Source organism: Sphingobacterium sp. UBA5789, assembly GCF_002418355.1.
Classification (GTDB): domain Bacteria; phylum Bacteroidota; class Bacteroidia; order Sphingobacteriales; family Sphingobacteriaceae; genus Sphingobacterium.
The window spans coordinates 1026214-1049105 of sequence record NZ_DIDX01000004.1 but is presented as its reverse complement, the minus strand read 5'-3'; the positions used below and the strand labels follow the sequence as shown (position 1 = coordinate 1049105).

Sequence of the window (22892 nt, the reverse complement as noted above, 5' to 3'; positions counted from 1 at the left end):
ATTTATTTTTATTTTTTTTCAAAATAATTCATAAACAGTAGGCAGAATATGCAATAATGTGCACATAATAAGTGGTTTTTAGGATGCTCAGCCACGTTGTAATTCAGTTTAAAAATGCTGTTTTTTAGATAGCAGAAGCGGTTTTTACAGTATTTATAAAAATATTTGTGAATAGTGATTCTTTATTTATATTTGGTCTAAATAATGATAATGAAATATCATTATCTACATCATACTTAACTTAATATCACTAATGAAAACAAAAATTGCTATCTTTTTAGCACTATGCTCTATAATGAGTTTCAGTTATGCCCAGACTTCCCGTATCACAGGTACAGTCAAAACCAGTGACGGACATATCGCTGAAAATGTTGTTGTCCTGCTGAATGGAGGAAAAGCTGCCAAAGTTTCGGAACAGGGCATTTATGAATTCAATAACCTGAAGCCTGGCAATTACAAGATTACAGCCCGACATATTGGTCTGACTTCTAAAACCATCGAAGCGGAAGTATCAGAAGGAGAGAGCAAAGTCGTTGATTTTATACTGGCAGATACCAAGCGACAACTTGATGAAGTACTCGTAGAAGGCCTGAAAGGACTTGTAGAGGAGCAACCTTCTTCCAGTCTTCGGGTGCAGACTCCTCTTCTGGAACTACCACAAAGTGTGCAGGTGATCAGTTCTTCTGTCCTTTCCAAACAACAGATTTTCAATCTGGCGGACGGTGCAATACGCAATGTCAGCGGTGTGAGCAGACAGAGCCACTGGAATGATATGTATGTCAATATTCATATGCGCGGATCACAGATACAGGCCTTTCGCAATGGAATGAATGTAGTGAGTTCATTCTGGAGTCCTCTATCGGAAGATATGTCTACAGTCGAACGTATTGAATTTGTGAAAGGTCCTGCTGGCTTTATGATGTCCAGTGGTGATCCAGCCGGGATATATAATGTGGTTACAAAAAAACCGACAGCAGAAAATAAGGGAGAGGTAACATTCTCCGCAGGAAGTTTTGAAGCCTTACGCTCTACTCTCGATCTGAATGGCAGGTTGAGCAAAGATGGCAAATTGCTGATGAGAATGAATGTGGCAGCGGATAGAAAGTCTTCATTCAGACCAAATGAAAACAACAAACGGTTTGTGATCGCGCCTGTATTATCTTATGAACTGAATGACGATACCAAACTGACCTTTGAATATACCTATCAAAAAGCTAAAATGACCGATGTGGGATCAGCTTATGTCATGTCTCCATTTGGTTATAAGTCTCTACCTCGTGATTTTACTTTTTCGATGCCCGGACTGGAACCGTTTAATGTGGATGAACATAGTGCTTTCCTGACTATAGAACATCAACTAGCTAAGGATTGGAAACTGACAGGACAGGGTGCCTATTTTAATTACAATCAGATAGGAGCGAGCAGCTGGCCGAAAGATATCACAGCGGATGGCAAAGTGATCCGTAAGTCAGATATTTGGGATGCACAGAGTGAGATGGCTATGGGACAGATTTTTCTGAACGGACAGGTTCGTACCGGTAGCATACAGCATCGTATACTGGCTGGTCTTGACGTGGGAGATAAAAAATATGACGCAGACTGGAATCAATCTCAGGTACTGGATTCTCTGAACGGTGGAGAATTTGATCCTCAAAATCCGGATTATACCCCTGATTTTGGTTTTAAACCTTTCGACAGAAGTCTTCCGGTGCGTCAGCGTTCGGCAACGGGAGGTGGTGCTATGGCCACGAAATACTCCTCTGTGTATATACAGGACGAACTTGGTTTCTTTGAAGATGCCTTGCGTCTTACATTGGCAGGTCGTTTGACAACTATGTCCGTTGCAAACTGGGGGGGTAAACCTGTGAAAAGTACCAAAGTAACTCCAAGATTGGGATTATCCTATTCCATTGACAAGCTTACCTCTGTATATGGGCTATACGATCAGGCTTTCCTGCCACAGAATGGAATACTGTTTGACGGCTCTGAAGTAAAACCGATAACCGGCAATAATATGGAGCTGGGTATAAAAAGAGATTGGTTTGGAGGGAAGTGGAATACTACCCTTGCAGTGTATCAGATAGTGAAAAACCATGAAATCACTTCTTACGGTCCGCGCCCGGAGATGAGTATGGAAATCGGACAGAAAAAAGTTAAAGGAATTGAACTGGATATTAAGGGTGAAATTGCTAAAGGACTGAATGTAATTGCCAATTATGCCTATACGGACGGAGAGATTACCAAACTTAATGAAGGCGTGGGAAATCAGTTTTTTGTAGGACAGCGACTTGACGGAGCAGACAAGCATATTGCAAATGTATGGCTGGACTATGAATTAATAAGTGGAAAATTAAAAGGATTGAGTTTGAATGCCGGTATGTCCAGCAACAGCGATCGTGCTACAGGATTTTATTCGAATGATAATCCGGACTATAATCTGGAAGACTACCTGCGCTTTGACGGAGGTCTGGGTTATAGACACAAATCGTTTTCCGTACGCCTCAATGTAAATAACCTGCTGGATAAATATCTTCTGGCCGGAGGAGCTTATTATACGAATTACTTTACAACTCCTGTATATTCCTGGCAGGCAGATGCTCCCCGGAATTACAGATTGACCATGAGCTACAAATTTTAACAAGTTTTTTTAATACGCTAATCCACACTAATTGACGGAGCTTTGCCAGAAAGGTAAGGCTCCGTCGCTATTTTTAACGAAAGAAAAGACATTGATCTGCAACGCAATCAGCGTACAAACCATGAAAATTATTAACTAACACCATTGATATTAAAATTTATTATCTAAATTGGTTGGAAGAACAGTAAACACCAATTTTAAGACCATCGACCAGAGAGAATTTTAAGTTGTGAAATGATATGGCAGATAGTCAATTAATAGATTTTCGTCAAAAGGAGGAGGCATTTGTAATGCGTAAGCTGCATGACCGGCAGTGGCAGAAGTTGTTACATTTCTGTTACAATATAGTCGGTGAAGAAGCAGAAGCGCAGGATATCGTGCAGGATTCTTTTTTGGCAATATGGAAGATAAGAGAACGCTGGGAGACTATCGAAAATCTGGATAATTACCTCTTTATGATCTGTAGAAATAATGCACTAGCATTACTCAAAAAACAAACGGAAATCAGACGTCTTGCAGAAGATATTGCAATTCACCTTCAAAATCAGATACAGCACAATGCTTTGGAACATATATATGCTTCCGAAACAAACCAACATATACAGGGACAGATTCAAACCTTTCCTGCAAAGATGAAAGAGGTTTTTCTTTTAAGCCGAGAGGAAGAGTTAAGTCAGAAAGAGATCGCTGCGAAGTTAGATATCTCAGAAAATACAGTTAAGAAGCAGATAAACAATGTGTTAAAAGTTTTAAAGAAAAAACTTTAAAAAAAATACATTTTCTTCTACTACCTCCTTTATTTTTTTCACTCTTTATAACAAATAAAGAATGATGAACCCAACGCAAATCGAAGAGCTTATACGTAAATGTCTCAATGGAGAAGCGACTGATGAAGAGCAACAGTTGCTTAATTCTTACCTGAAACAGATAAGTCAGCATGATCTGCCTATTCCTGAGGATCGTCTTTCTGATATGAAGCAGGAATCATGGACAAAATTGCAGCAACAATTTGTCAGTAGTGAATCTCTGCAGAAAAAGAAAAGTACGAAACGCTGGCTTTGGCCAGCCGTAGCGGCTGCGGTCGTTTTAATAACGGCAACCGGACTGTTATTCCTTCGCTCTCCAAAAATAGACAAACAACCTTTGACGGCAAAAAAAGAGTTGGCAGATACGGTTGTATATCCGGCGGCAGATAAAGCTTATCTGGTACTTGCAAATGGCGGGACAATAGATCTGGAAACACCTGAGAATGCTCAAAAAGAAGTAAAACAACAGCTGGATGCTAATATTAACATAGATAAGGGTATGATATCCTTCGGAAATACCGATAAAATCAAAGAAGCAGCCGGATTATATCAGACACTTGTTGTACCTGCAGGAGCAACTTACAAACTTACGCTATCCGATGGAACCAGGGTTTGGATGAATGCTGCTTCCAGATTAAAATTTCCGCTAGCCTTTGAGAAAGACAGGAGACTGGTGGAGATGGATGGAGAAGCATATTTTGAAGTTGCTAAAGATAAGGACAAACCCTTTATTATTAAAAGCAGACGGCAGGAAGTAAAAGTGCTGGGTACTTCATTCAATATGACAGATTATGAAAATGAAAAAAACAGCAGAACCACGCTGGTAGAGGGATCTGTAGAAATCGCTAATCGCAAAACTAACCAAAAACTGTATATGAAACCAGGGGAACAGACTGTAGCCGGAGAGCAGTTTAAAAAAATGAAAGTTGATCCTTCTCCTTATATCGCCTGGAAAAACGGATATTTTGATTTTACGGAATCGAATAGTCTGGTTGAAGTTATGAAACAGGTGGAACGCTGGTACAATGTGAAAGTGATATTCACGAATCCAAATGAAAATAGAAACTGGGCCGGTAAAATAAAAAGAAATATGACGCTAAATGAACTGGTGGGGCAGCTCAACTTTACCGGAATCAAATGTGAGATAGAAAACAGAAATACAATCAAAAACCTAATTATAAATTAAAGTATGAGATAGAAATTTTAAAACCAAAAAAAGGGTTGCTACTAACAACCCTCTTATTCAAGTAAAAACAATGCCCGATAGATCCATGTACCAAATACATCTAAATGGGTGTGCTATGTATTCACTTAACCTAACCAAAACTAATGAAAATTAATCAATTGCCCAAAGGATTAGGGCATAGAAAAGACTGCTCTTATCTCGTGCCCGCGATGGAGCGAACAGGACATTACATCTATCAATATCGTATAGTAATTATGAAACTCAAACTATTCGTACTATTTGCATGTATAGCAATAGGACAGAGTAAAGCCACCGTATTTGCGCAAAAATTTACTTTACACGAACGCAAGGTCTCCTTAAAAGTAGTTTTTGACAAAATCGAGAAAAGCTCTAATTATGTATTCTTCTATGACCGCAAAGAAGTAGAAGAAATAGGCCGGATTAATGTAAATGCTATTGGCATGCCGCTGGATCAGTTACTATCCATACTGGCAAAGGACAATGGATTTACCTATAAAATCGTAAAGAATAATATCGCCATCAAAAAGAGCGATAAACCCCGACGACAGGAGACTATTCCGATCAGCGGAATTGTACGGGATTCCACCGGTATCATTCAGGGAGTATCTATACAGGTCAAAAACAAACCTACAATTGCCACGTCCACAGATGTCAATGGCCGGTTTATTCTGATGGTTCCCCCAGATGCAGTATTGACTATCAGTATGATCGGATATAAGCGGCAGGAAATACAGATCAATAAGCAGACGGCGTTTGATATTTTTCTTGAAAAGGATGATGCCCAACTGGATGAAGTGGTGGTTATCGGTTTCGGAACACAAAAGAAACAAAGTCTGGTTAGTTCTGTCGCAACTGTGAAAGGGGAAGAGCTGAAAGGTTCCAACCGGAGTCTGAGTAACAGTCTTGCCGGAAAGCTGCCGGGACTTATTGCCGTCCAACGATCCGGAGAGCCGGGCTATGACAATTCAGAATTCTGGATAAGAGGTACCAGCTCTTTCTCCGGTGGGACGAGCCCGCTTATACTGGTGGACGGTATACCGCGTAATATGAATGATATAGAGCCGGATGAAATCGAAACGTTCACATTACTCAAAGATGCTGCGGCGACAGCCGTTTATGGTGCCGAAGGTGCAAATGGTGTCGTTTTAATTACTTCCAAAAGGGGTATTGGGCAGAAAACAACTATTGCCTACCGGGGTGAATATACCACGCTGAGACCTACACGTATTCCCAAATTTGCGAGTTCGGCAGATTACCTGAGTATCTACAATGAGGGGCTTATGAACGAGGGTAAAGCGGCTATGTTTTCGGATGAACTGATTGCTAAGTACAGATCAGGAGAAGACCCGGATCTGTATCCAAATAGTCAGTGGTGGGATATCCTCATGAAAGAAAATACCAATAATACGAGACATACGCTGAGCTTCAGAGGGGGAGGAGACCGTATGAAATTCTTTGTGTCCGGTGCTTATTTCGGTGAAAGCGGACTGTACAAAGTCTCCAATGATTACAACAACAATGCCGGCATCAAGAGATACAATCTTCGTTCAAATATAGATCTGGATGTGACGAAAACGACGTCTTTACGAGTCGATCTCAGTGGTCAGTATTTACAGGGGAACTATCCTTATAATTCGGCAACAAATATTTTTGAACGGTTTTCCAGAATCCCGCCTTACCTGTTTCCTGCAAAATATTCGGACGGAACACTTGCCGGACATCCGGCACAGGATGCTAATAAAGTGAATCCTTACAATCAGCTCATGGAATATGGATACCGCAAAGAATGGCGTTCGTTTATCCAGTCCAGAGTAGACCTGAACCAAAAGCTGGACTTTCTGACAGAAGGCTTAAAGGTTAGAGGGACAATTAGTTATGATTCAGAGGGATTCTTTAATATGTCACGCTACAAAGCACCGAAAACATTCTATGCAACCGGTCGGGATGATACCGGCAAATTGATCTTTAAACAGATCAGTAACGAGACGACTATAGGAGAACCTCAGGAAAGCAGCTCCGGGCTGAAAAAGATCTATATGGAAGCTGCCATCAATTATGACCGTCTGTTTGGGAATAAACATCAGGTAAACGGAATGCTATTGACATACCAGAAAGAACAGCAGTCTAATTCGGATGCTCTTGCTGTACGTAAACAAGCATATATAGGAAGAGGGGTCTACACCTTTGATAACCGCTATGCCATAGAAGCCAATTTCGGTATTACTGGATCGGAAAAATTTGCTGAAGGATATCGTTATGGATTTTTTCCGGCTGTAGGTATTGCATACAATATTTCAAATGAGCCTTTTTACGGAAATGAATTAAAGAAGGTGATCAATAACCTGAAGGTAAGAGCATCCATTGGTAAAACCGGAAACGATGATACCGGAGGTGCGCGGTTCCTGTATCGCCCTACATTCGCTGATGCAGCAGACAACGGGTATAGCTGGGGAATAGGAAGTACAGGTACGCTGAATAAAATAAATGGTATAGTAGAAGGACGGTTTGCTTCGCCTTCACTTTCCTGGGAAATTGAGATTAAAAGAAATTATGGTATAGATCTGGGCTTTTTCAATAACTCCATTACCTTACAGGTTGACTATTTTGATAACAGAAGAAGTAATATCCTGATGCAGCGCCGTACGATATCCGGTGTGGCGGGATTCAGACAAGCCCCTTTCCAGAATTTTGGTGTGGTGACCAACAAAGGGATTGAGGGGGGGATGAATATCAACCATACATTCGGAGAGTTTAAGATCGGTGCACTTGGCAATTTTACATTTGCACGCAACAAAATAGTAGAAATGGATGAGATACCACAGTTGCATCCGTGGATGAATACGACAGGAACACGTATCAATGCTTTGAACGGCATGTGGATCTCAGATGGACTTTACAGAGAAGACGATTTTAATGTAACATTGGGTACAGATGGTAAAAAACAATATAGCCTTAAAGAAGGTATTGCTACCGCTACAACGATGCCTAGTCCGTTACCCGGAGATCTTAAGTTCAAAGATCTGAATGGGGATGGAATTGTAAATGAATTTGACCGCTCACAGGATGTCGCGAATCCAATAGTTCCTGAAATTATCTATGGATTCGGACTGAATCTGCAGTATAAAGGAATCTATGCCAGTGTATTTTTCCAGGGTGCCAATAATGTATCAACCAATCTTAATAACCAGGGGAATGCTTTTCTGCCTTTCCAATGGGGACTGACGGAAAGTAATGTCAGACAGGAAATACTCGAAAGTCGCTGGACCGAACAGAATCCTTCCGATAATGTATTTTTTCCACGTGTTCGCGTTGAGAACCTCGGAAATACCAACACCGCTACGACATGGTGGGTAAGGGATGCTTCATTTTTAAGATTGAAAAATGTGGAGATCGGTTATACGTTACCCAAATCTCTTATTGAACGCCTGAAGTTCAGAAATACCCGATTGTATATTATGGGACAGAACCTGTATGTATGGGATAAAGTGAAAATGTATGATCCTGAACTGGGTAACAGTGCAGCAGGTACTAAGTATCCGCTACCCCGCACATGGACATTCGGACTGGAAATCACCCTTTAATTAATTACTACATTCATTATTGACGATATGAAAACATTATTAAAACTATTTATGTGCATCAGCCTGACGTTGGTCTTCACGTCTTGCGAGAAGTATCTTAATGTTTCGGATGAATTGGCTGAAGAAATGGATATGGAAAAGATATTTTCCAATCCTGTTAATGTGCGCAAATTTCATAGAAACATTTATACGGGAATACCTAATACTGCTGACTATGCCCGCGGGCTCACAGGATTGAATCTGCCCTGGCCGCAGATGTCTGACGAAATTGATAAGACCTCTGACGGGACCGATGATAATACATTTCTGTACAATGCCGGTTCGACTACCTTAGGGCGATGGTCACTCTATCAGCAGATCAGGCAGGCAAACGTTTTTCTGGAAAATGTAAAGGAAATCCCGAATAAGGGAGACGCCGATTTCCTTGCGCAACAAGAGGTAAATGAATTAAAGGCACAGGCCCGTTTCCTGAGAGCATATTATCATTTTCTGCTTTTTGAACTTTACGGACCTGTCCCGGTTATGAATACAATAGCAGATCCTTCTCAGAAAGATATTGACTATGCCCGGAATTCGGTAGACGAGGTTGTAGACTTTATCGATAAAGAATTGATAGAATGTATTGCTGATCTCAAAGATCCCAATCTGACTGATCAGCAAAATCTGGCTGTACCTACAAAGGGAACAGCACGTGCATTGCGTACCGTCTTACTGACCTATGCTGCAAGTCCGCTGTACAATGGCGGATATCAGGAAGCCTTGAATCTCAGCAATAAAGATGGTAAGAAATTGTTTCCTGCATATTCTAAAGAAAAATGGAACAAAGCGCTTGCTGCAGCTAAAGAGTTTATTGATTATGCCAATTCGGGTGTGTATGAACTCTACAAAGCATATGATGCCGGCAAATACAATCCGGACAGAAGTCTGTACGAGTTATTTATGACGTATAACAAAGAGACCATATTTGTACGTTCGGATGTATCCTGGGGATCTGTGCCACGTGCTGGAGTGGATGGCTTTTCAGTACCAAGAGGTGCCCGCGGAGGCGGTACTACGACAGGGTATCTTTCTGTCTTGCAGGAATTGGTGGATGATTTCTTTATGATCGATGGTAAAAGTATTGAAGAATCACCGAAATATGTAGAGGAGGGGTTTTCCAAAGCCGGGGATGACCCTTCCGGCCGTACCAAAGTTGGGACATATAATATGTATGTCAACAGAGAACCACGTTTTTATCAGACTGTATTCTACAATACCCGCAACTGGCATGTCGGCAATGAAGTTATTACTTTCCAGAAGGGAGGCAACTCCGACAATTCGCTCACAAAGATTTACCCTAAAGCCGGAACAATTCTTTACAAAAGACTGAGCAAGAAAGTATATGATCAGGGTAGTAATCCGAAAAGCGAGTACAGACCGGGGATTATCTACAGACTGGCCGACCTGTACTTATTGTATGCTGAAATCCTGAATGAAGTAGATCCTACTCATCCGGATATCGTGGAATACATAGATCGCGTCCGTTCCCGTGCGGGTATACCTTTGCTAAAGGATATCAATCCCGGTATTCTGGGGCAACAGGAGAAACTAAGAGAAGCAATTCGCAGAGAGCGCAGAGTAGAGCTTGCTACTGAAGGACAGCGTTACTTTGATGTGCGTCGATGGATGCTGGCTGAAACGGAGGGGTATAAGCAGGGTGGACAGGTTTACGGAATGAATATGGAAGCTCCGACATTAAGCGGTTTCTATAAACGTGTTCCGATCGAAACCAGATTGTTTTCCAAAGCAATGTATTTCTATCCGATTCCGTTGACCGAAATACAAAAAAGCAGATTATTAGTGCAGAATCCCGGTTATTAAGAGAAGTGATTGGATTTGTTGAGTTTATATAGTAGGCTAAAGGGTGTGGAAATCCACACCCTTTTTTTGTTTATAAATGTTCATTAAAAATCTGTACCTACACACTCCAGCTATTCCTCTGATTCCTCAAAAGCGGATAACAGGGACAAAATCCTGTTTGTCGGTGCTGCTGGTTGCCCATATCTGTATCTTTGTCCCATTGGCTGTGCCACCTCCATTAACATCCAGTCGGGAAGAAGGTGCACAGGCAGGCGTAAATGAAAAGGTCGACGTACCTCTGTTATTGGCTGTCCAGCGCTGTGCAGGTCCGTTGTCATATGTCCAGATACGCACTTGTGTTCCGTTAGCTGTACCGGCTGCAGCTACAGCCATTACTTTACTGGTGTCCAATTTACTTTTGAAGTTATATTCCGTGGCATTTGCCTTACGAATCAACCATAGTTTGGAATTATTAAGAGTGGCATTATCCATTAATTCTATTACTGTTCCGTTGGCAGTAGCGCCGTTTTTGACTGTTAAAACAGTGTTTTGATTTAATTTGGAATTCAAAGAATAATAGGCTCCTTCTATTAAAGCATCATCCGAGTTGATAAGACTTACATCGGTTGCCGGTTCAGGAAGGTTTAAGGCAGAGATAAGGGCTATCCGGGCTGGAGAAAGATTAAATCCCCATTTCTGAAAGAAATTAGTCAGATTTTTGCCGGATGTCTTTGAGGCATAGAAAGCCAGAGCTCCCAGTCTTTCATCCACGTTAGTCGTCGTTCTGTTAGGAAGGGGGTAGGTAATACCGATTTCTTCACGCACCATCTTATGCAAATTCTTCATAAAGTCTTCCCCAAAAGCCAGCATCAGTTGTTCAAACAGCATCAGTTTGGTATAGTTCTCCGCTGCGGTCAGATTCTTTGAAGCGTCAGGCTGAGCAAGATAGACTTTTGCATTTGTCCAGTTTGTTCCGGATACATAGCGGTAGGTCGGTTCGTAATGTTTTTTAGTGTAGGAAGCGTAAATGTTAGGTGCAGCCTCACCCAGTACTGTATAAGGTGTGATCGGCCATAACTGGTGCAAATGACCTATTTCATGCCATAGCCCCCATTGATCTACTGTAGAGCCGCTAACAATGTTTTTCGCCTTGAAGACCTTATCCCATGCAGCAGTACCTGTCAGTCTTACCAACCCTTTGTGGGTAGCATCCATGTAGCCGCTGTTTTTTTCAATTATACATACCTTTCCATCAGGTTCTCTATGCAGAGCACTGCTATTATCCAGTCCGCTTATTTCATTTTCACGACTTATAATCAGATCTACAGCAGAAAGCACTGTATTCGGATCTGTACTGCTATAGTTGTTATAGCGGCTGCGTGTGAGAAGAATATAGTTTTTTTGTCCGATAAGGGTGACATATTCCGCATCGCTATAGGTTGTCAGTTGATCCGACCATTCAGCAGCTGTCGTCTGGCCAAGCTTGAACAAAGGTACCTGTGCATAGCCGCTTATAAACTCTACTGTTACACTGTCATTGGTATTGGGAGTGGCAGAAACATATTGCAGATACATGTTTTTTATAAGCGTAGGATTCAGCGTATTGAGACCTGCATCTAATGCATAAGTCTGTTCCGTATCCAGCTCAGGAGTACCGACGATCAATACCGGTTTGACAGTACTGCTTCCGTGAAAAGTTACCTTTACCTGCAGAGCGGTACTCGCTATCGGTTTTAATCCTGTGGGATCAAAGTCGCTGTAGGATAGCGCAGTACGAAGCCGGTTGCCATCTGTGACATATTCCATAGATTGACGGATCGTAAATTTGCTGGTACTTTCGTATTTAATATTACTTAAATACGTGGCTGAACTGGCCAGCGCAACATTTGATAATCCAGGAGCCAGATCTGCCTTTTTAGATTCAGGACCAAAATTTTTGCTGCAGGATGTCAGACTCAGAAGGCACAGGGAGAGTGACAAACTGAGTGTCTTTACATTTTTCATAATCATGAGTTTACAGGTTTGTAAATGATTTATATTTTGTTAGTTAACCTAAATCTAACTAAAATGTTAGCATCAACAGAAGCACAAACGTTTGCGTAGTAAACGAAAACGTTATAGCCGGAAATGAAGCAAATGATCTGACTTTTAGCTATATATCTTTCTGAATAGAGAACGATACAGTTTACGACTATGGCTTTTTGCTTTAGGACTCGTAATAAATTTGATTTAGGCTTGCTATTTGCACATAATAGTCTTAGGTTTGTATTTATTTTAATTTAATCTAAATAAATACAATGGCATTTCGGACAGGATTCGGGTGGCTCGGAAAAATAATAATATGTTATCTCTTACTGATGCCCTTTATTGTGACAGCACAGCAGGATATCACGGTCAGTGGGACAGTTAAGGATAAAGAAGATCAGCAACCAAATGTTGGAGCGACGGTTTCTCTGACAGGGCAAAGTAAGGTATCTACAGATGAAAAGGGAAGCTTTATCTTTAAAAATAATAAAGCCGGAAAAGCAATATTAAGGGTATCAGCAATCGGATACCGGGATACTATCATACAGTTGGCACTTACACCAGATCAGAATAATGTAGTGTTTAATGTTTTTATTTCCAGAGATAACCGTGTTTTAACTGAAGTAAAAGTAGATGGAATCACAGAGAAGCAACAGCGTAAGACGCAGGCCATACGTGCTGTCGTAGTGGACGCCGCAGCTGCTCAGGAGCAACCGGCTACTTTGTCAGAGCTCATAAACAGATCTCCCGGCATTCGTGTGAGACAGAGTGGAGGTCTGGGGAATGAAGTCGACCTTTCCATTAATGGATTTCAGAGTAATTCGGTACAATATTTCCGGGATGGAATCCCTTTAGAATATCTCGGAGGAGGTTTTGGACTCAACAATGTTCCGGTCAATCTGTTGGATAGGGTCGAGATATACAAAGGAGTTGTTCCGGTTTCCCTGGGAGGTGACGCGTTGGGCGGAGCGATCAATATGGTCAGCAAAAAAAATACAGGTACAAAAGTAGATGCCTCGTATGAAATAGCCTCTTTCGGGACACATATTGCTTCCTTATCAGTAATGAAGACTGATAGACAGAACCGTACTTTTGGTGGTTTTGAGGCCTTTTACAACAATTCCCAAAATAACTACAATGTGGATGTATCTGTAGTAGACCAAAATGCCAATCTTGTTCCTGTCCGTGTACCCTTATTTCACAATAACTATAAACAGTATTTTGTAGAAGCTTATGCAGGTGTAAGAAACCGAAGCTGGGCAGATGAGCTGCGCTTTTCGCTGGCTCGCTATGATATCGATCGGGCTTCACAGCATCCCGCCCTTATGACTATCCCATACGGTGCTGTAATGGTCTACAATCAAGGGTGGGTGCCGAGTCTGCGTTATACAAAAAGTCTTATGGATCAACGGCTGAAAATCGATCAGTTTACCTCTTTGAGCTTTATTAACAGAGCACGGATAGATACTGTTAAAGGGTCGTATGATTGGTACGGTACTTTCACCCCGGGCAATAGTATAGGGGAAAGTCCGAGGCCAGCATTGTCAGATATTAACTTCCGGAATATCATGAACAGAACTAATGTTATATTTGATATAAATAGTCATAATAAGCTGGAATATAATTTTGTATATAATTATAGCAAACGTACAGGTGAAGATAAATATGGTATGCGGTTTAATGGAACTGATATCGATATTCTGAGCAAAGAGGCTGTATACAATAAGATCATATCCGGCCTTATGTGGGAATCGAAATGGATGGAGGGCAGACTTACCAATCAGATAACGGCCAAACATTTTTACTTCCGTACAAAAGGCATTAACGGGTTTCTGAGCAACAGCAGTAATCTGGAAGATTATACTACCTATAGCGGACACAACTGGGGAGCATCTGAAGCAGTTAAATACCAGATCAATGATCACAGCTTTGTTCGATCTTCTCTGGAATGGACTAATCGTTTGCCAAGAGATTTTGAAATCTTTGGCGATAATGATACAAGGGCTCCTAATTTTGAGTTGAAACCGGAGAAGAGTCTGAATATTAATCTGGCTTATCGCTATGGATGTGAAAACTGGTCTGTAGAAGCCGCTGGTTTCTATCGTAAAACAGAAGGACTCATTCTGCTGGTACCGGTGCAGGCTCCTTTTGCACAATACCAGAATCTGGATAATGTAAGAGGCTATGGTTTTGATATCGATGCTGAATACCGGTTGACTAAGCAGCTCCGTATTTCTGCAAATGCCTCCTGGCAGGACAATCGTATGGCAGATGTAGAAGACGGACTATATAAATGGATAGAAGGTACGCGACTGCGTAATACTCCTTATTTCTTTTCAAATGCAGGCCTTTATGGGCAGTTTAACGGCTGGGGAAGTCGCGGCAATACTTTCAGACCATATTTCAATTGGAATTTCATACGCGAATTTTATCTCAATAATATCCCGCGTGATCTGGAACCGGGCGGTTTTCTGGGATTGTCGGGAACTGCAGGTGTGCCGGTTACAAACATAGTTCCTAATCAACATCTGTTATCCGGAGGGTTTACATATCATTTTGTCAGGAATGGACTTACGATAGGAGCAGAAGTGAAAAATATAGGAGATGCCAGGCTCTTTGATTATTATAAAATCCAGCGTGCAGGTAGAAGTTACCACCTTAAGCTGACGTATACATTGAATTTAAAACAATCGTAAAATATAAAATACACGGATATGAAAAAACGAAATCTAATGGGATACATTGCACTGGGTGTTCTGGCTCTATGGATAACAGCATGCAGTAAAAACGATAATCCGACACCGCCGGTAGAAGAATCATCTTCCAGATATGTACTTATCACATTGGCCGATCGGGTAAGTGGTAATAAAGGAGGCTTTGTAAGCTCTTTTGCTACTTATCCCACTGGAGTAATCTCCAATGCGACAGCTAATTCACTGGAAGGGCAGGGTATGGGCGGATGGCGTGTACATAATAATATGATTTTCAAAATGTTCAGTACCGCAGGTTACGTTAGTGGTATAGAAAAAATTGAGGTCAGCAAGGACGGGAAAGTCACTGCAGGCAAATTTATCTCTTCCAAGATACCAACAGAAGTTGCTAAATACTTTGGAACGGGCAATCTTGTTATCCAGAATGATGATGCAGGATATTACTGGGATGCTGCAGAACCTCTGAAAGTACAGAAGTTCAACCCTACAACTATGGTCAATACCGGTTCTGTAGATCTGTCTGCGGCAGTTAATGCTAGAGGCAAGGACGAAGCATTAATAAAATTCAGAGCTGCCGGACAAAAATTCTTAGCTATAAAAGGAGGTAAATTGTACGTCAATCTTACCTATGCTAAAAATGATGCAAGTCAGGTAGGGTTTTTCGATGATTTCTATACGGATGTATATCTTGCGGTTGTCGATATAGCGACCGGTACATACGAAAAAACTATTACCATAAAGGAAACAGGAAGTATCGCATATATCAATGAAAACCATATGTATGACTTTGATACCAATGGCGATTTGTATATCGTCACTCAAGGGCGTACGGCTGTAGGTGGCAAATCCAAAATTGTGCGAATCAAAGCTGCTGAAACAGATATTGATAGTTCATGGGAACTTAAATTCAGTGATTTCAGAGCTGCAGATGATGGTAAATTTACCAATGTATTTGCGAAAGACGGACGTCTTATCTTCACACTCAATACGGAGAAACTGACGGGCGGAGCTACAGGAAATATTAATAGTGAAGATATCTGGAAATTTTATTCTCTGAATGTAAGCGACCGGAAATTCAATGCCATAACAGGAGTACCAACCGGAACTAATCCGGGAGCTGCTATGGTAGCAGTAGAGGTGGATGGGAAAGTTCTGCTTCGTGGTGCTACTAAGGCAGGTGAAAACGGATATTACGAATATAATGCAGGTAGTAATACGGCTACCAACTCTTTCTCTGTCAATGTAGGAGGGGCGGTGTCCGGATTTGTCAAAGTACAGACAAAGTAACATATTAATACCTATGAAACAGGGCGTACCGGATTCGGTACGCCTTTTTTTGTGTTTTGACCTTCGGGAAAAGACTGTTTACGCTACTTATTTATATTGAGTCTAATTATTAATAAAATGAAAAAGATGTTTATTGTATGTGGCCTTTTGTTTGCCACTGTAGCCGTTCAGGCCCAGGAGAAAACTCCGCTTTTCCGTATCGATAAAAAACAAAAAATTGATAGTGAAGTATATCAGTTGGTCTATAATCCGAGTATGGATCAGGTCTATGTTGCCGGCCCGAAACCAGGTTTCAATAAAGAAGTGGATAATTACATCTATGTACTTAACGGGCAGGATCTGGTTGTTGTGGATTCTATCAATGTTGGCAAAAATCTGCCTTTTGGTATAGCATTGAACAATAAAACACAGACTTTGTATGTTGGCCATTCGCTTCAGAGTGCGGTGAGTGCTGTAGATCTCAAAACAAAACAGGTTCAGTTAATCAAAAATGAACGCAGCAAATCTAAGATCAGAGAGTTAACTGTGGATGAGTCCCGCAATAAAGTGTATGTGTCTGATCATGGTAACCCGTCGATATGGGTGATTAACGGAGATTCCAAAAGTATCCAATCCTTTATGGAATATCCGGGTGGTTCCTTGTTAGGATTGGCTACCGATGCAGAAAAAGGGAAAGTGTATGCCACGGATTCAGAGACTATGGAAGGAAATATTCTGGTCTACAATGCAGATAACGGTGCACTCGAATCCAAATTCCAGACCTGGTCATACTGCCCTTTGAATATTACATTGGATAAGAGCGGCAACCGCATTTTTGTGAGTCAGTCAAATGATAATAATATCACTGTAGTGGATAGTGGTACAGGCAAAATCATTAATAAGGTATATCTGGGATATGATGCATCTCCGATAGGTATAGCCTATGATGCGAATAAAGATGTACTGTATGCTGCTAACCGTAATAAGAAAGAGGTGGTTGCAGTGGATATGAAAACGTATAAAATACTGGAACGTATTGAAACACAGGGATTGCCTAATACCATCAGCATTAATGCGGGTAATGGAACTGTGTATGTAACAAATAAACAAGTTGGCCGTAAAGGTGAGCCTGTTGAAAACGGAAATACGGTTATGAAAATCGTAAGAAGTTTATAATACTGCAAGTGTGTTGGTTGAGTAAAGGTCATCTCTTTGGAGATGACTTTTTTCTTCGGAATAAATATAAAAACTAAAGTTTTGAGATTGATCATCTCAAAGGAAAGCAACAGCATTTAAATTATGGAACTACCAGGCAAAAGAAACTATTATGTAACGTTCAAAAGAATATTAGAAACGGTTCATGCCTCTGGACATAAATTGACCAGACAGCGTGAGATAGTGATACAGATGATCTGTAAGCTCAAAATTATAGATGATGTAGAACAGATATGGCTCCGGTTAAAAGATGAATTTGATATTGCATTGGCAACTATATACAGTACAATAAAGCTTTTATGCTCCTTAGGGTTGATGGGGGTGAAGTATCAGACTGATACCCGGAAACGTATATATCGATTGGCAAATCGATAATTCATCCGAAAAAGGTGTCAGCCAAATTCCCTCTCCTTACAAAGGAGAGGGTTAGGGAGAGGTTTAGACATCTAATATCGAAACCTGAATCAGTAAACCTAAACCAACTCAAGTATTTAATAGCGTTATTTGGCGTCCCCGCCAAATTATAGAACCAGAATTACCATACTGCCGGTGAGGACACCGGCAGACGCGGACAATAATACTTATCCACTTAAAGCTATCCCTTCGACTTATAATAGTAGTTCTGCGAGGCTAATTCCCTCTCATTTTTAAGGAGAGGGTTAGGGTGAGGTTTTGCAGTTTTAAAATAACCTCTCTGCCCTTCGGGCATCTCTCCTTAAGAAGGAGAGAAAAGTTGTAATAACGGTTCTGCGAATGGGTAGGGAGAGGTTTAGACATCTAATATCAAAACCTGAGTCAGGAAACCTAAATCAACTTAAGTATTTAATAGCGTTATTTGGCGTCCCCGCCAAATTATAGAGCCAGAATTACCATACTGCTGGTGAGGACACCGGCAGACGCAAGTTGAAACAACAGTACTGCGAAGCTAATTCCCTCTCATTTTTAAGGAGAGGGTTAGGGTGAGGTTTTGCAGTTTTAAAATAACCTCTCTGCCCTTCGGGCATCTCTCCTTACGAAGGAGAGACAGGTTGTAATAGAGATTTTGCGAAGGGCAGAGGGAGGTTTAATCCACAACTTAATGCTGCGTTTGTATTTACTGTTCTTTTTCCTGTCTGCGGTCCTGTGCAGACTGATCCTCCGCTACACCGGCCTTCCAGTACGAAAATGCATAAAGTTCTTGATTGCTCCAGTTCAGTTCTTCCCGGAAATAGTTGCGTAATGCCTTGACAGAGCTGTATTCACAGGCTACATATGCAAAGTGTGAACCTTCGTCCGGTATAGATACTTTCAGCACTTCTTCCACCAAACTGCTTCCGGATTCAGGATGCCCGTTGAAGATCCATTGGATTGTAAATCCGGGGTGTCCGAGTTGAGGTTGTATATCTGTAGGAGAGGAGACTTCCAGAATGCAATGTCCTTTTGCTTCTGCTGGTAAACTTTCGAGAATACTGGCCAGTACCGGGATGGCTGTAGCATCTCCGATCAAAAAATACCATTCCGCAGCTGGATATAACGGATTTTTTCGAAGTTTCATCGCTACGCCCAAAGCATCTCCTTCCTGCGCATGAAGAGCCCACGAAGAAGCGGGGCCATTATCACCATGGTTTACAAAATCAATCATGATCTCTTTATTCGCTACATCTATACCCCGATGTGTATACGTTCTGACAATAGGTTTTTCATTGTCTGTAGGATTTATCCAGGCTCCCTTTTCAGCATCGAATACAGGGAAAACAACGTCTTTGGTTCCTGCCGGAGGTATAAAAATCTTATTATTAGCTCCGATAGTACATGCTGCAAATTCTGCAGCACCGTCTCCCTGAAGAGTAACCCGTATATAATGAGGCGTTATAAATTCTTTTTTACTGACATGGAATATATGTCTTGCTATAGCTGTCTGTTCCATAGGGCTATTATTTTAATGCTTTTATGATTTCGTCTATCATCATATCCGTAGAGGTAATACCGCCTCCTGAAAGATACCAGATTTGTGGATTGAGATAGATAAGTTTGCCGTTTTTGTAGGCATTTGTTTGTTGGATCAGTTTATTTTCAATTTCACTTTTATTACCGGCTTTACCGGCAACCACTGCATTACGGTCTATGATAAAAAGATAATCAGGATTGGTCTCCGCTATAAATTCATTGGAAATCTTTTGACCATGTATAGCCACTTCCAACTGTTCCTGAGCCGGCTTTACACCCAGTACATCATGGATAAAACCAAAACGGGATCCTTTACCGTAAGCACTGAAACGACCATTGTTGTGCAGGATAATCAAAGCCTTGTGATCATCTCCTTTTAGCTGACCCTGAGCCGCTTTTAATTTTTCATCAATAGCATCCAGTTTAGTTTTGGCATCTGCCTCCTTTCCAACCAGTTGCCCGATCAGAAGTGTATTTTTGCGGAAAGATGCCATATAGTCTTTATCATCTACACCGACAAAAACAGTAGGAGCTATCTTATTCAATTCATCATAAAACTTTTCCTGTCGACTGGAAATCAGGATCAGATCCGGATTCAGTGCATTGATTTTCTCGTAGTTAGGTTCTTTCACAGATCCCACATTGGCTATTGCTTCATCATTTTTGTATTTGATAAGATGGTCAGGTATATTATCTTTTGGAACACCGGCTACAGGAATGCCCAGTTGATCCAGTGTTTCTAATGCGCCGATATCAAATACTACAATCCGGGAGGGGGAAGTGACGACCTGAGCTTTACCGAGTTTATGTTCTACAGTGATAGAGTCAGTAGCTGCCCCGTCATTTTTCTTAGTACTGTTGCAGCTGGCTGCTACAGCCAGAAGTATAATACAACTTATATTTTTGATCAGTTTGTTCATATTAAGTCGAATGTTATATGTGTAAATAATAAATTTTAATTTTAAAAATCAGATATTGAAGTAATTACAGATTTTGGAAGCGCCATTTTCAATAATGTCAAATTCAATGTCAAAAATTTCCTTTAGTCTTTTTGCATCAATGACTTTCTCCGTGTCTTCATGGTAATAAATAGCTCCGTCTTTCATGGCAATAATCTGATCGGAGTATTGCGCTGCAAAATTAATCTCATGAATGACCATAACCACTGTTTTACCAAGTTCATCAACCAGTCTCCGTAAGGTTTTCATCACCTGTACAGCATGTTTCATATCCAGGTTATTAAGCGGCTCGTCCAATAGAATAAACTCTGTATTCTGAGCGATAATCATAGACAGAAAAGCACGCTGACGCTGTCCGCCACTCAACTCATCTATGTACGCATCCTGAAGTTGCTCCAGTTCCGAAAAAGCAAGTGCCTGATCGATATATTGTTTATCCTCAGCATTGAGCCTTCCCTGTGAATATGGAAAGCGTCCGAAAGAGACCAGATCCCGTACCGTCAGTTTGAGATCAAGATGATTCGATTGGCGTAGAATCGAAAGGTGTTTGGCAAAATCATTACTTTTGTACTGCGTGACGTCCTTGTCCAACAAGCTTACCATACCCTTATCTTGCTTCAGTAAACGGCATATTATCGATAGCAAAGTACTTTTACCAGCTCCGTTTGGACCAATAAGAGAGGTAATCTTTCCCCGTGATATGGTAGAAGAAATGTTTTTCAACACTTCTTTATCCCCATATTGTTTAGATATATCCTGAAATTTGATCATATGCGTTTTCGTGATTTTAAGATTAAGTACATAAAGTAAATCCCTCCTGCGAAATTGATAACAATACTTACTGTCGTAGAAAAATTAAAGACATGTTCAACCATAAATTGTCCTGAAAGTAATGCAATACAGGCTATCAGACCACATATCCAGATCATAACCTTATGTCTGGAAGACGGAATCAGTTCGTAGGTAAGATTCGTAACCAGAATTCCCAGAAAGGTTACCGGTCCGACAAGGGCTGTAGAAACGGATACCAGAAGGGAAATAATCAGCATATACCGTTTGATCAGTCTATTGTAATCCAGTCCCAGGTTAATAGCATGCTCTCTTCCCAATGCGAGGACATCCAGATATTTAATATAGCGTTGCGCCCATAGCAGTGTTCCAAGCAGGACTACTGAAGCAATCAGCAGCAGACTGCTGTTCATCTTATTGAACGAAACAAACATATAGCCTTCTATCACTGAGAATTCATTGGGATCTATGACAATCTGCATAAACTGACTGAGGGTCTGAAACAGTGTCCCAAGTATCAGTCCGATCAGCAGCAGATGATACATATTGCGCTTACCTTTTCCAAAGATCAGCATGTACATCACCCATGAAAAAAATAACATCAACAGGATCGCATAAAAGAAATTATCCGTTTGTGAGATGACCTGAAAAGTCTTATCCCCATAGACAAATACAATGATGGTCTGGAAAAGGATAAAGATCGATTCATATCCCATAATAGAGGGAGTGAGTATCTTATTGTTGGTAATCGTCTGAAAGATCATCGATGAATAAGCTACGCTGATTCCGACTACAACAATGGTCGCCAGACGAATGGCACGTCTGGGGAGCACATAATCAATATTGCGACCCGTATCGTAAAAAAGAAATACGACGATAAGTACGGCGAATAGTGCCAGCATGATCCATACACGAGACTGTTGTTTCATCTGTTACGTTTTAGGATCAGTAAAAAGAAGATAATTCCCCCTGTAATTCCGACCATCAGTCCGATGGGGATTTCGTAGGGATATATAAGAACTCTGCCCAGTATATCGCATACTAAAAGAAAAATAGCGCCTATCAATGCCGTATAAGGCAGATTTTTGCGGAGATTGTCTCCGTATATCATACTGACAATATTAGGAATGATAAGCCCTAAAAAGGGTATAGCACCTACGGTGACAATAGTGACACTCACAGTAACTGAAACTACAAATAACCCCAGATTGACAACTGTCAGATAGGGGAGTCCGAGGTTTTTTGAAAAACTCTCACCCATTCCTGCAATAGTAAAGCGGTCTGCATAGACATAACTGATCAACACGGCAGGCAAAATAATGTAGATGGTTTCATATTGTCCCTGAAGAACTGCGGAAAAATCGCCCATCAACCAACCCTGTACATTTTGGACAATATTATGCTTATAGGCAAAAAAAGTAGAGATTGCTCCCAGAATATTTCCGAATAGAATACCAATCAGCGGAATGAATACCGTACTCCGGAAGCGGATACGCCTTACCATAGCCATGAACAGCATACTTGCAGCAAAGGTAAAGCACAAAGCAAAGAGCATTTTATAGACCAGTGATTCCTGTGGGATGAGTAGTAAACTGAAAAGGATACCCATTTTTGCAGCTTCCAGAGAACCTGCCGTAGTTGGTGACACAAATTTGTTTTGTGTAATCTGCTGCATAATAAATCCGACAATACTGAGACCTCCTCCGGCCAGTATTAGTGCCGCTGTACGTGGAATTCTGCTGATCGTAAAGACCAGTAGCTGATCTTCCGACAGATGGAAGATCTCAGAAAGAGAAATCTCTTTGACTCCTGTAAAAAGAGAAACAATAGCCAGGAGTATAAGAACTATAAGAAACAGAATGCGCATTAATATCTTTTGCGGTATGCTTTTACTATAAAATAAATAGGTTTTGACAAAGACTTTCCTCTT

15 protein-coding genes are annotated in these 22892 nt (G+C 41.0%); 9 read left to right on the top strand and 6 right to left on the bottom strand.

The window, feature by feature from the left end; genetic code table 11:
• Positions 1–253: 253 nt before the first annotated feature.
• From B4B65_RS13875 to B4B65_RS13855, 5 genes are all read left to right on the top strand, one after another.
• On the top strand, positions 254–2638 hold the full coding sequence (locus tag B4B65_RS13875; protein WP_293916172.1) for a TonB-dependent siderophore receptor: 2385 nt from the start codon (positions 254–256) through the stop codon (positions 2636–2638).
• 239 nt (positions 2639–2877) lie between these two features.
• Positions 2878–3405 (top strand): RNA polymerase sigma-70 factor, encoded by a 528-nt coding sequence (locus B4B65_RS13870; RefSeq protein ID WP_293916171.1) that lies wholly within the window; start codon positions 2878–2880, stop codon positions 3403–3405.
• 61 nt (positions 3406–3466) lie between these two features.
• A complete protein-coding gene (locus B4B65_RS13865) occupies positions 3467–4630 on the top strand; it encodes a FecR family protein (RefSeq protein WP_293916170.1) in 1164 nt (387 codons plus the stop codon).
• A 143-nt stretch (positions 4631–4773) separates the two neighbouring features.
• Positions 4774–8232: a SusC/RagA family TonB-linked outer membrane protein gene (locus B4B65_RS13860; RefSeq protein ID WP_293916169.1), complete on the top strand. Its 3459-nt coding sequence runs from the start codon at positions 4774–4776 to the stop codon at positions 8230–8232.
• 27 nt (positions 8233–8259) lie between these two features.
• Complete coding sequence (locus B4B65_RS13855) at positions 8260–10092, top strand: RagB/SusD family nutrient uptake outer membrane protein (protein ID WP_293916168.1); 1833 nt, start codon at positions 8260–8262, stop codon at positions 10090–10092.
• Positions 10093–10218: 126 nt separating this feature from the next.
• Here the strand turns inward: B4B65_RS13855 and B4B65_RS13850 are convergent, their stop codons facing one another.
• The gene (locus tag B4B65_RS13850; protein WP_293916167.1) at positions 10219–12075 is read right to left on the bottom strand and encodes a M60 family metallopeptidase; all 1857 of its coding nucleotides are present in this window, start codon (positions 12073–12075) and stop codon (positions 10219–10221) included.
• A 293-nt stretch (positions 12076–12368) separates the two neighbouring features.
• On the opposite strand from B4B65_RS13850, the gene B4B65_RS13845 reads away from it, so the two are divergent.
• From B4B65_RS13845 to B4B65_RS13830, 4 genes are all read left to right on the top strand, one after another.
• Entirely contained in the window at positions 12369–14792 is a 2424-nt protein-coding gene (locus tag B4B65_RS13845; RefSeq protein WP_293916166.1) for a TonB-dependent receptor, read from the top strand.
• An 18-nt stretch (positions 14793–14810) separates the two neighbouring features.
• Positions 14811–16094, top strand: a complete 1284-nt coding sequence (locus B4B65_RS13840) for a hypothetical protein (RefSeq protein ID WP_293916165.1) — start codon at positions 14811–14813, stop codon at positions 16092–16094.
• A gap of 117 nt (positions 16095–16211) precedes the next feature.
• Positions 16212–17249, top strand: coding sequence for a YncE family protein (locus B4B65_RS13835; protein WP_293916164.1), 1038 nt, complete (start codon positions 16212–16214; stop codon positions 17247–17249).
• 123 nt (positions 17250–17372) lie between these two features.
• Positions 17373–17663 carry a transcriptional repressor gene (locus B4B65_RS13830; RefSeq protein ID WP_293916163.1) on the top strand — a complete coding sequence of 97 codons (291 nt, stop codon included), beginning with the start codon at positions 17373–17375 and terminating at the stop codon, positions 17661–17663.
• Positions 17664–18381: 718 nt separating this feature from the next.
• Here B4B65_RS13830 and B4B65_RS13825 read toward each other — a convergent pair.
• Genes B4B65_RS13825 through B4B65_RS13805 form a run of 5 tightly spaced genes read right to left on the bottom strand, consistent with a single transcriptional unit; the run spans position 18382 to position 22829 of the window.
• Positions 18382–19194 (bottom strand): siderophore-interacting protein, encoded by an 813-nt coding sequence (locus B4B65_RS13825; RefSeq protein WP_293916162.1) that lies wholly within the window; start codon positions 19192–19194, stop codon positions 18382–18384.
• 7 nt (positions 19195–19201) lie between these two features.
• Positions 19202–20134: a siderophore ABC transporter substrate-binding protein gene (locus B4B65_RS13820; protein ID WP_293916161.1), complete on the bottom strand. Its 933-nt coding sequence runs from the start codon at positions 20132–20134 to the stop codon at positions 19202–19204.
• A 48-nt stretch (positions 20135–20182) separates the two neighbouring features.
• A complete protein-coding gene (locus B4B65_RS13815; RefSeq protein ID WP_293916160.1) occupies positions 20183–20944 on the bottom strand; it encodes an ABC transporter ATP-binding protein in 762 nt (253 codons plus the stop codon).
• On the bottom strand, positions 20941–21891 hold the full coding sequence (locus B4B65_RS13810) for an iron chelate uptake ABC transporter family permease subunit (RefSeq protein WP_293916159.1): 951 nt from the start codon (positions 21889–21891) through the stop codon (positions 20941–20943). Before B4B65_RS13810 ends, B4B65_RS13815 begins: the two co-directional genes overlap by 4 nt.
• Complete coding sequence (locus B4B65_RS13805; protein WP_201679585.1) at positions 21888–22829, bottom strand: ABC transporter permease; 942 nt, start codon at positions 22827–22829, stop codon at positions 21888–21890. Before B4B65_RS13805 ends, B4B65_RS13810 begins: the two co-directional genes overlap by 4 nt.
• Positions 22830–22892: the final 63 nt, after the last annotated feature.

Bases quoted from the DNA above. Each gene is read 5' to 3' on its own strand.
- B4B65_RS13875 (WP_293916172.1), top strand. From the start codon at position 254: ATGAAAACAAAAATTGCTATCTTTTTAGCACTATGCTCTATAATGAGT.
- B4B65_RS13870 (WP_293916171.1), top strand. From the start codon at position 2,878: ATGGCAGATAGTCAATTAATAGATTTTCGTCAAAAGGAGGAGGCATTT.
- B4B65_RS13865 (WP_293916170.1), top strand. From the start codon at position 3,467: ATGATGAACCCAACGCAAATCGAAGAGCTTATACGTAAATGTCTCAAT.
- B4B65_RS13860 (WP_293916169.1), top strand. From the start codon at position 4,774: ATGAAAATTAATCAATTGCCCAAAGGATTAGGGCATAGAAAAGACTGC.
- B4B65_RS13855 (WP_293916168.1), top strand. From the start codon at position 8,260: ATGAAAACATTATTAAAACTATTTATGTGCATCAGCCTGACGTTGGTC.
- B4B65_RS13850 (WP_293916167.1), bottom strand. From the start codon at position 12,075: ATGAAAAATGTAAAGACACTCAGTTTGTCACTCTCCCTGTGCCTTCTG.
- B4B65_RS13845 (WP_293916166.1), top strand. From the start codon at position 12,369: ATGGCATTTCGGACAGGATTCGGGTGGCTCGGAAAAATAATAATATGT.
- B4B65_RS13840 (WP_293916165.1), top strand. From the start codon at position 14,811: ATGAAAAAACGAAATCTAATGGGATACATTGCACTGGGTGTTCTGGCT.
- B4B65_RS13835 (WP_293916164.1), top strand. From the start codon at position 16,212: ATGAAAAAGATGTTTATTGTATGTGGCCTTTTGTTTGCCACTGTAGCC.
- B4B65_RS13830 (WP_293916163.1), top strand. From the start codon at position 17,373: ATGGAACTACCAGGCAAAAGAAACTATTATGTAACGTTCAAAAGAATA.
- B4B65_RS13825 (WP_293916162.1), bottom strand. From the start codon at position 19,194: ATGGAACAGACAGCTATAGCAAGACATATATTCCATGTCAGTAAAAAA.
- B4B65_RS13820 (WP_293916161.1), bottom strand. From the start codon at position 20,134: ATGAACAAACTGATCAAAAATATAAGTTGTATTATACTTCTGGCTGTA.
- B4B65_RS13815 (WP_293916160.1), bottom strand. From the start codon at position 20,944: ATGATCAAATTTCAGGATATATCTAAACAATATGGGGATAAAGAAGTG.
- B4B65_RS13810 (WP_293916159.1), bottom strand. From the start codon at position 21,891: ATGAAACAACAGTCTCGTGTATGGATCATGCTGGCACTATTCGCCGTA.
- B4B65_RS13805 (WP_201679585.1), bottom strand. From the start codon at position 22,829: ATGCGCATTCTGTTTCTTATAGTTCTTATACTCCTGGCTATTGTTTCT.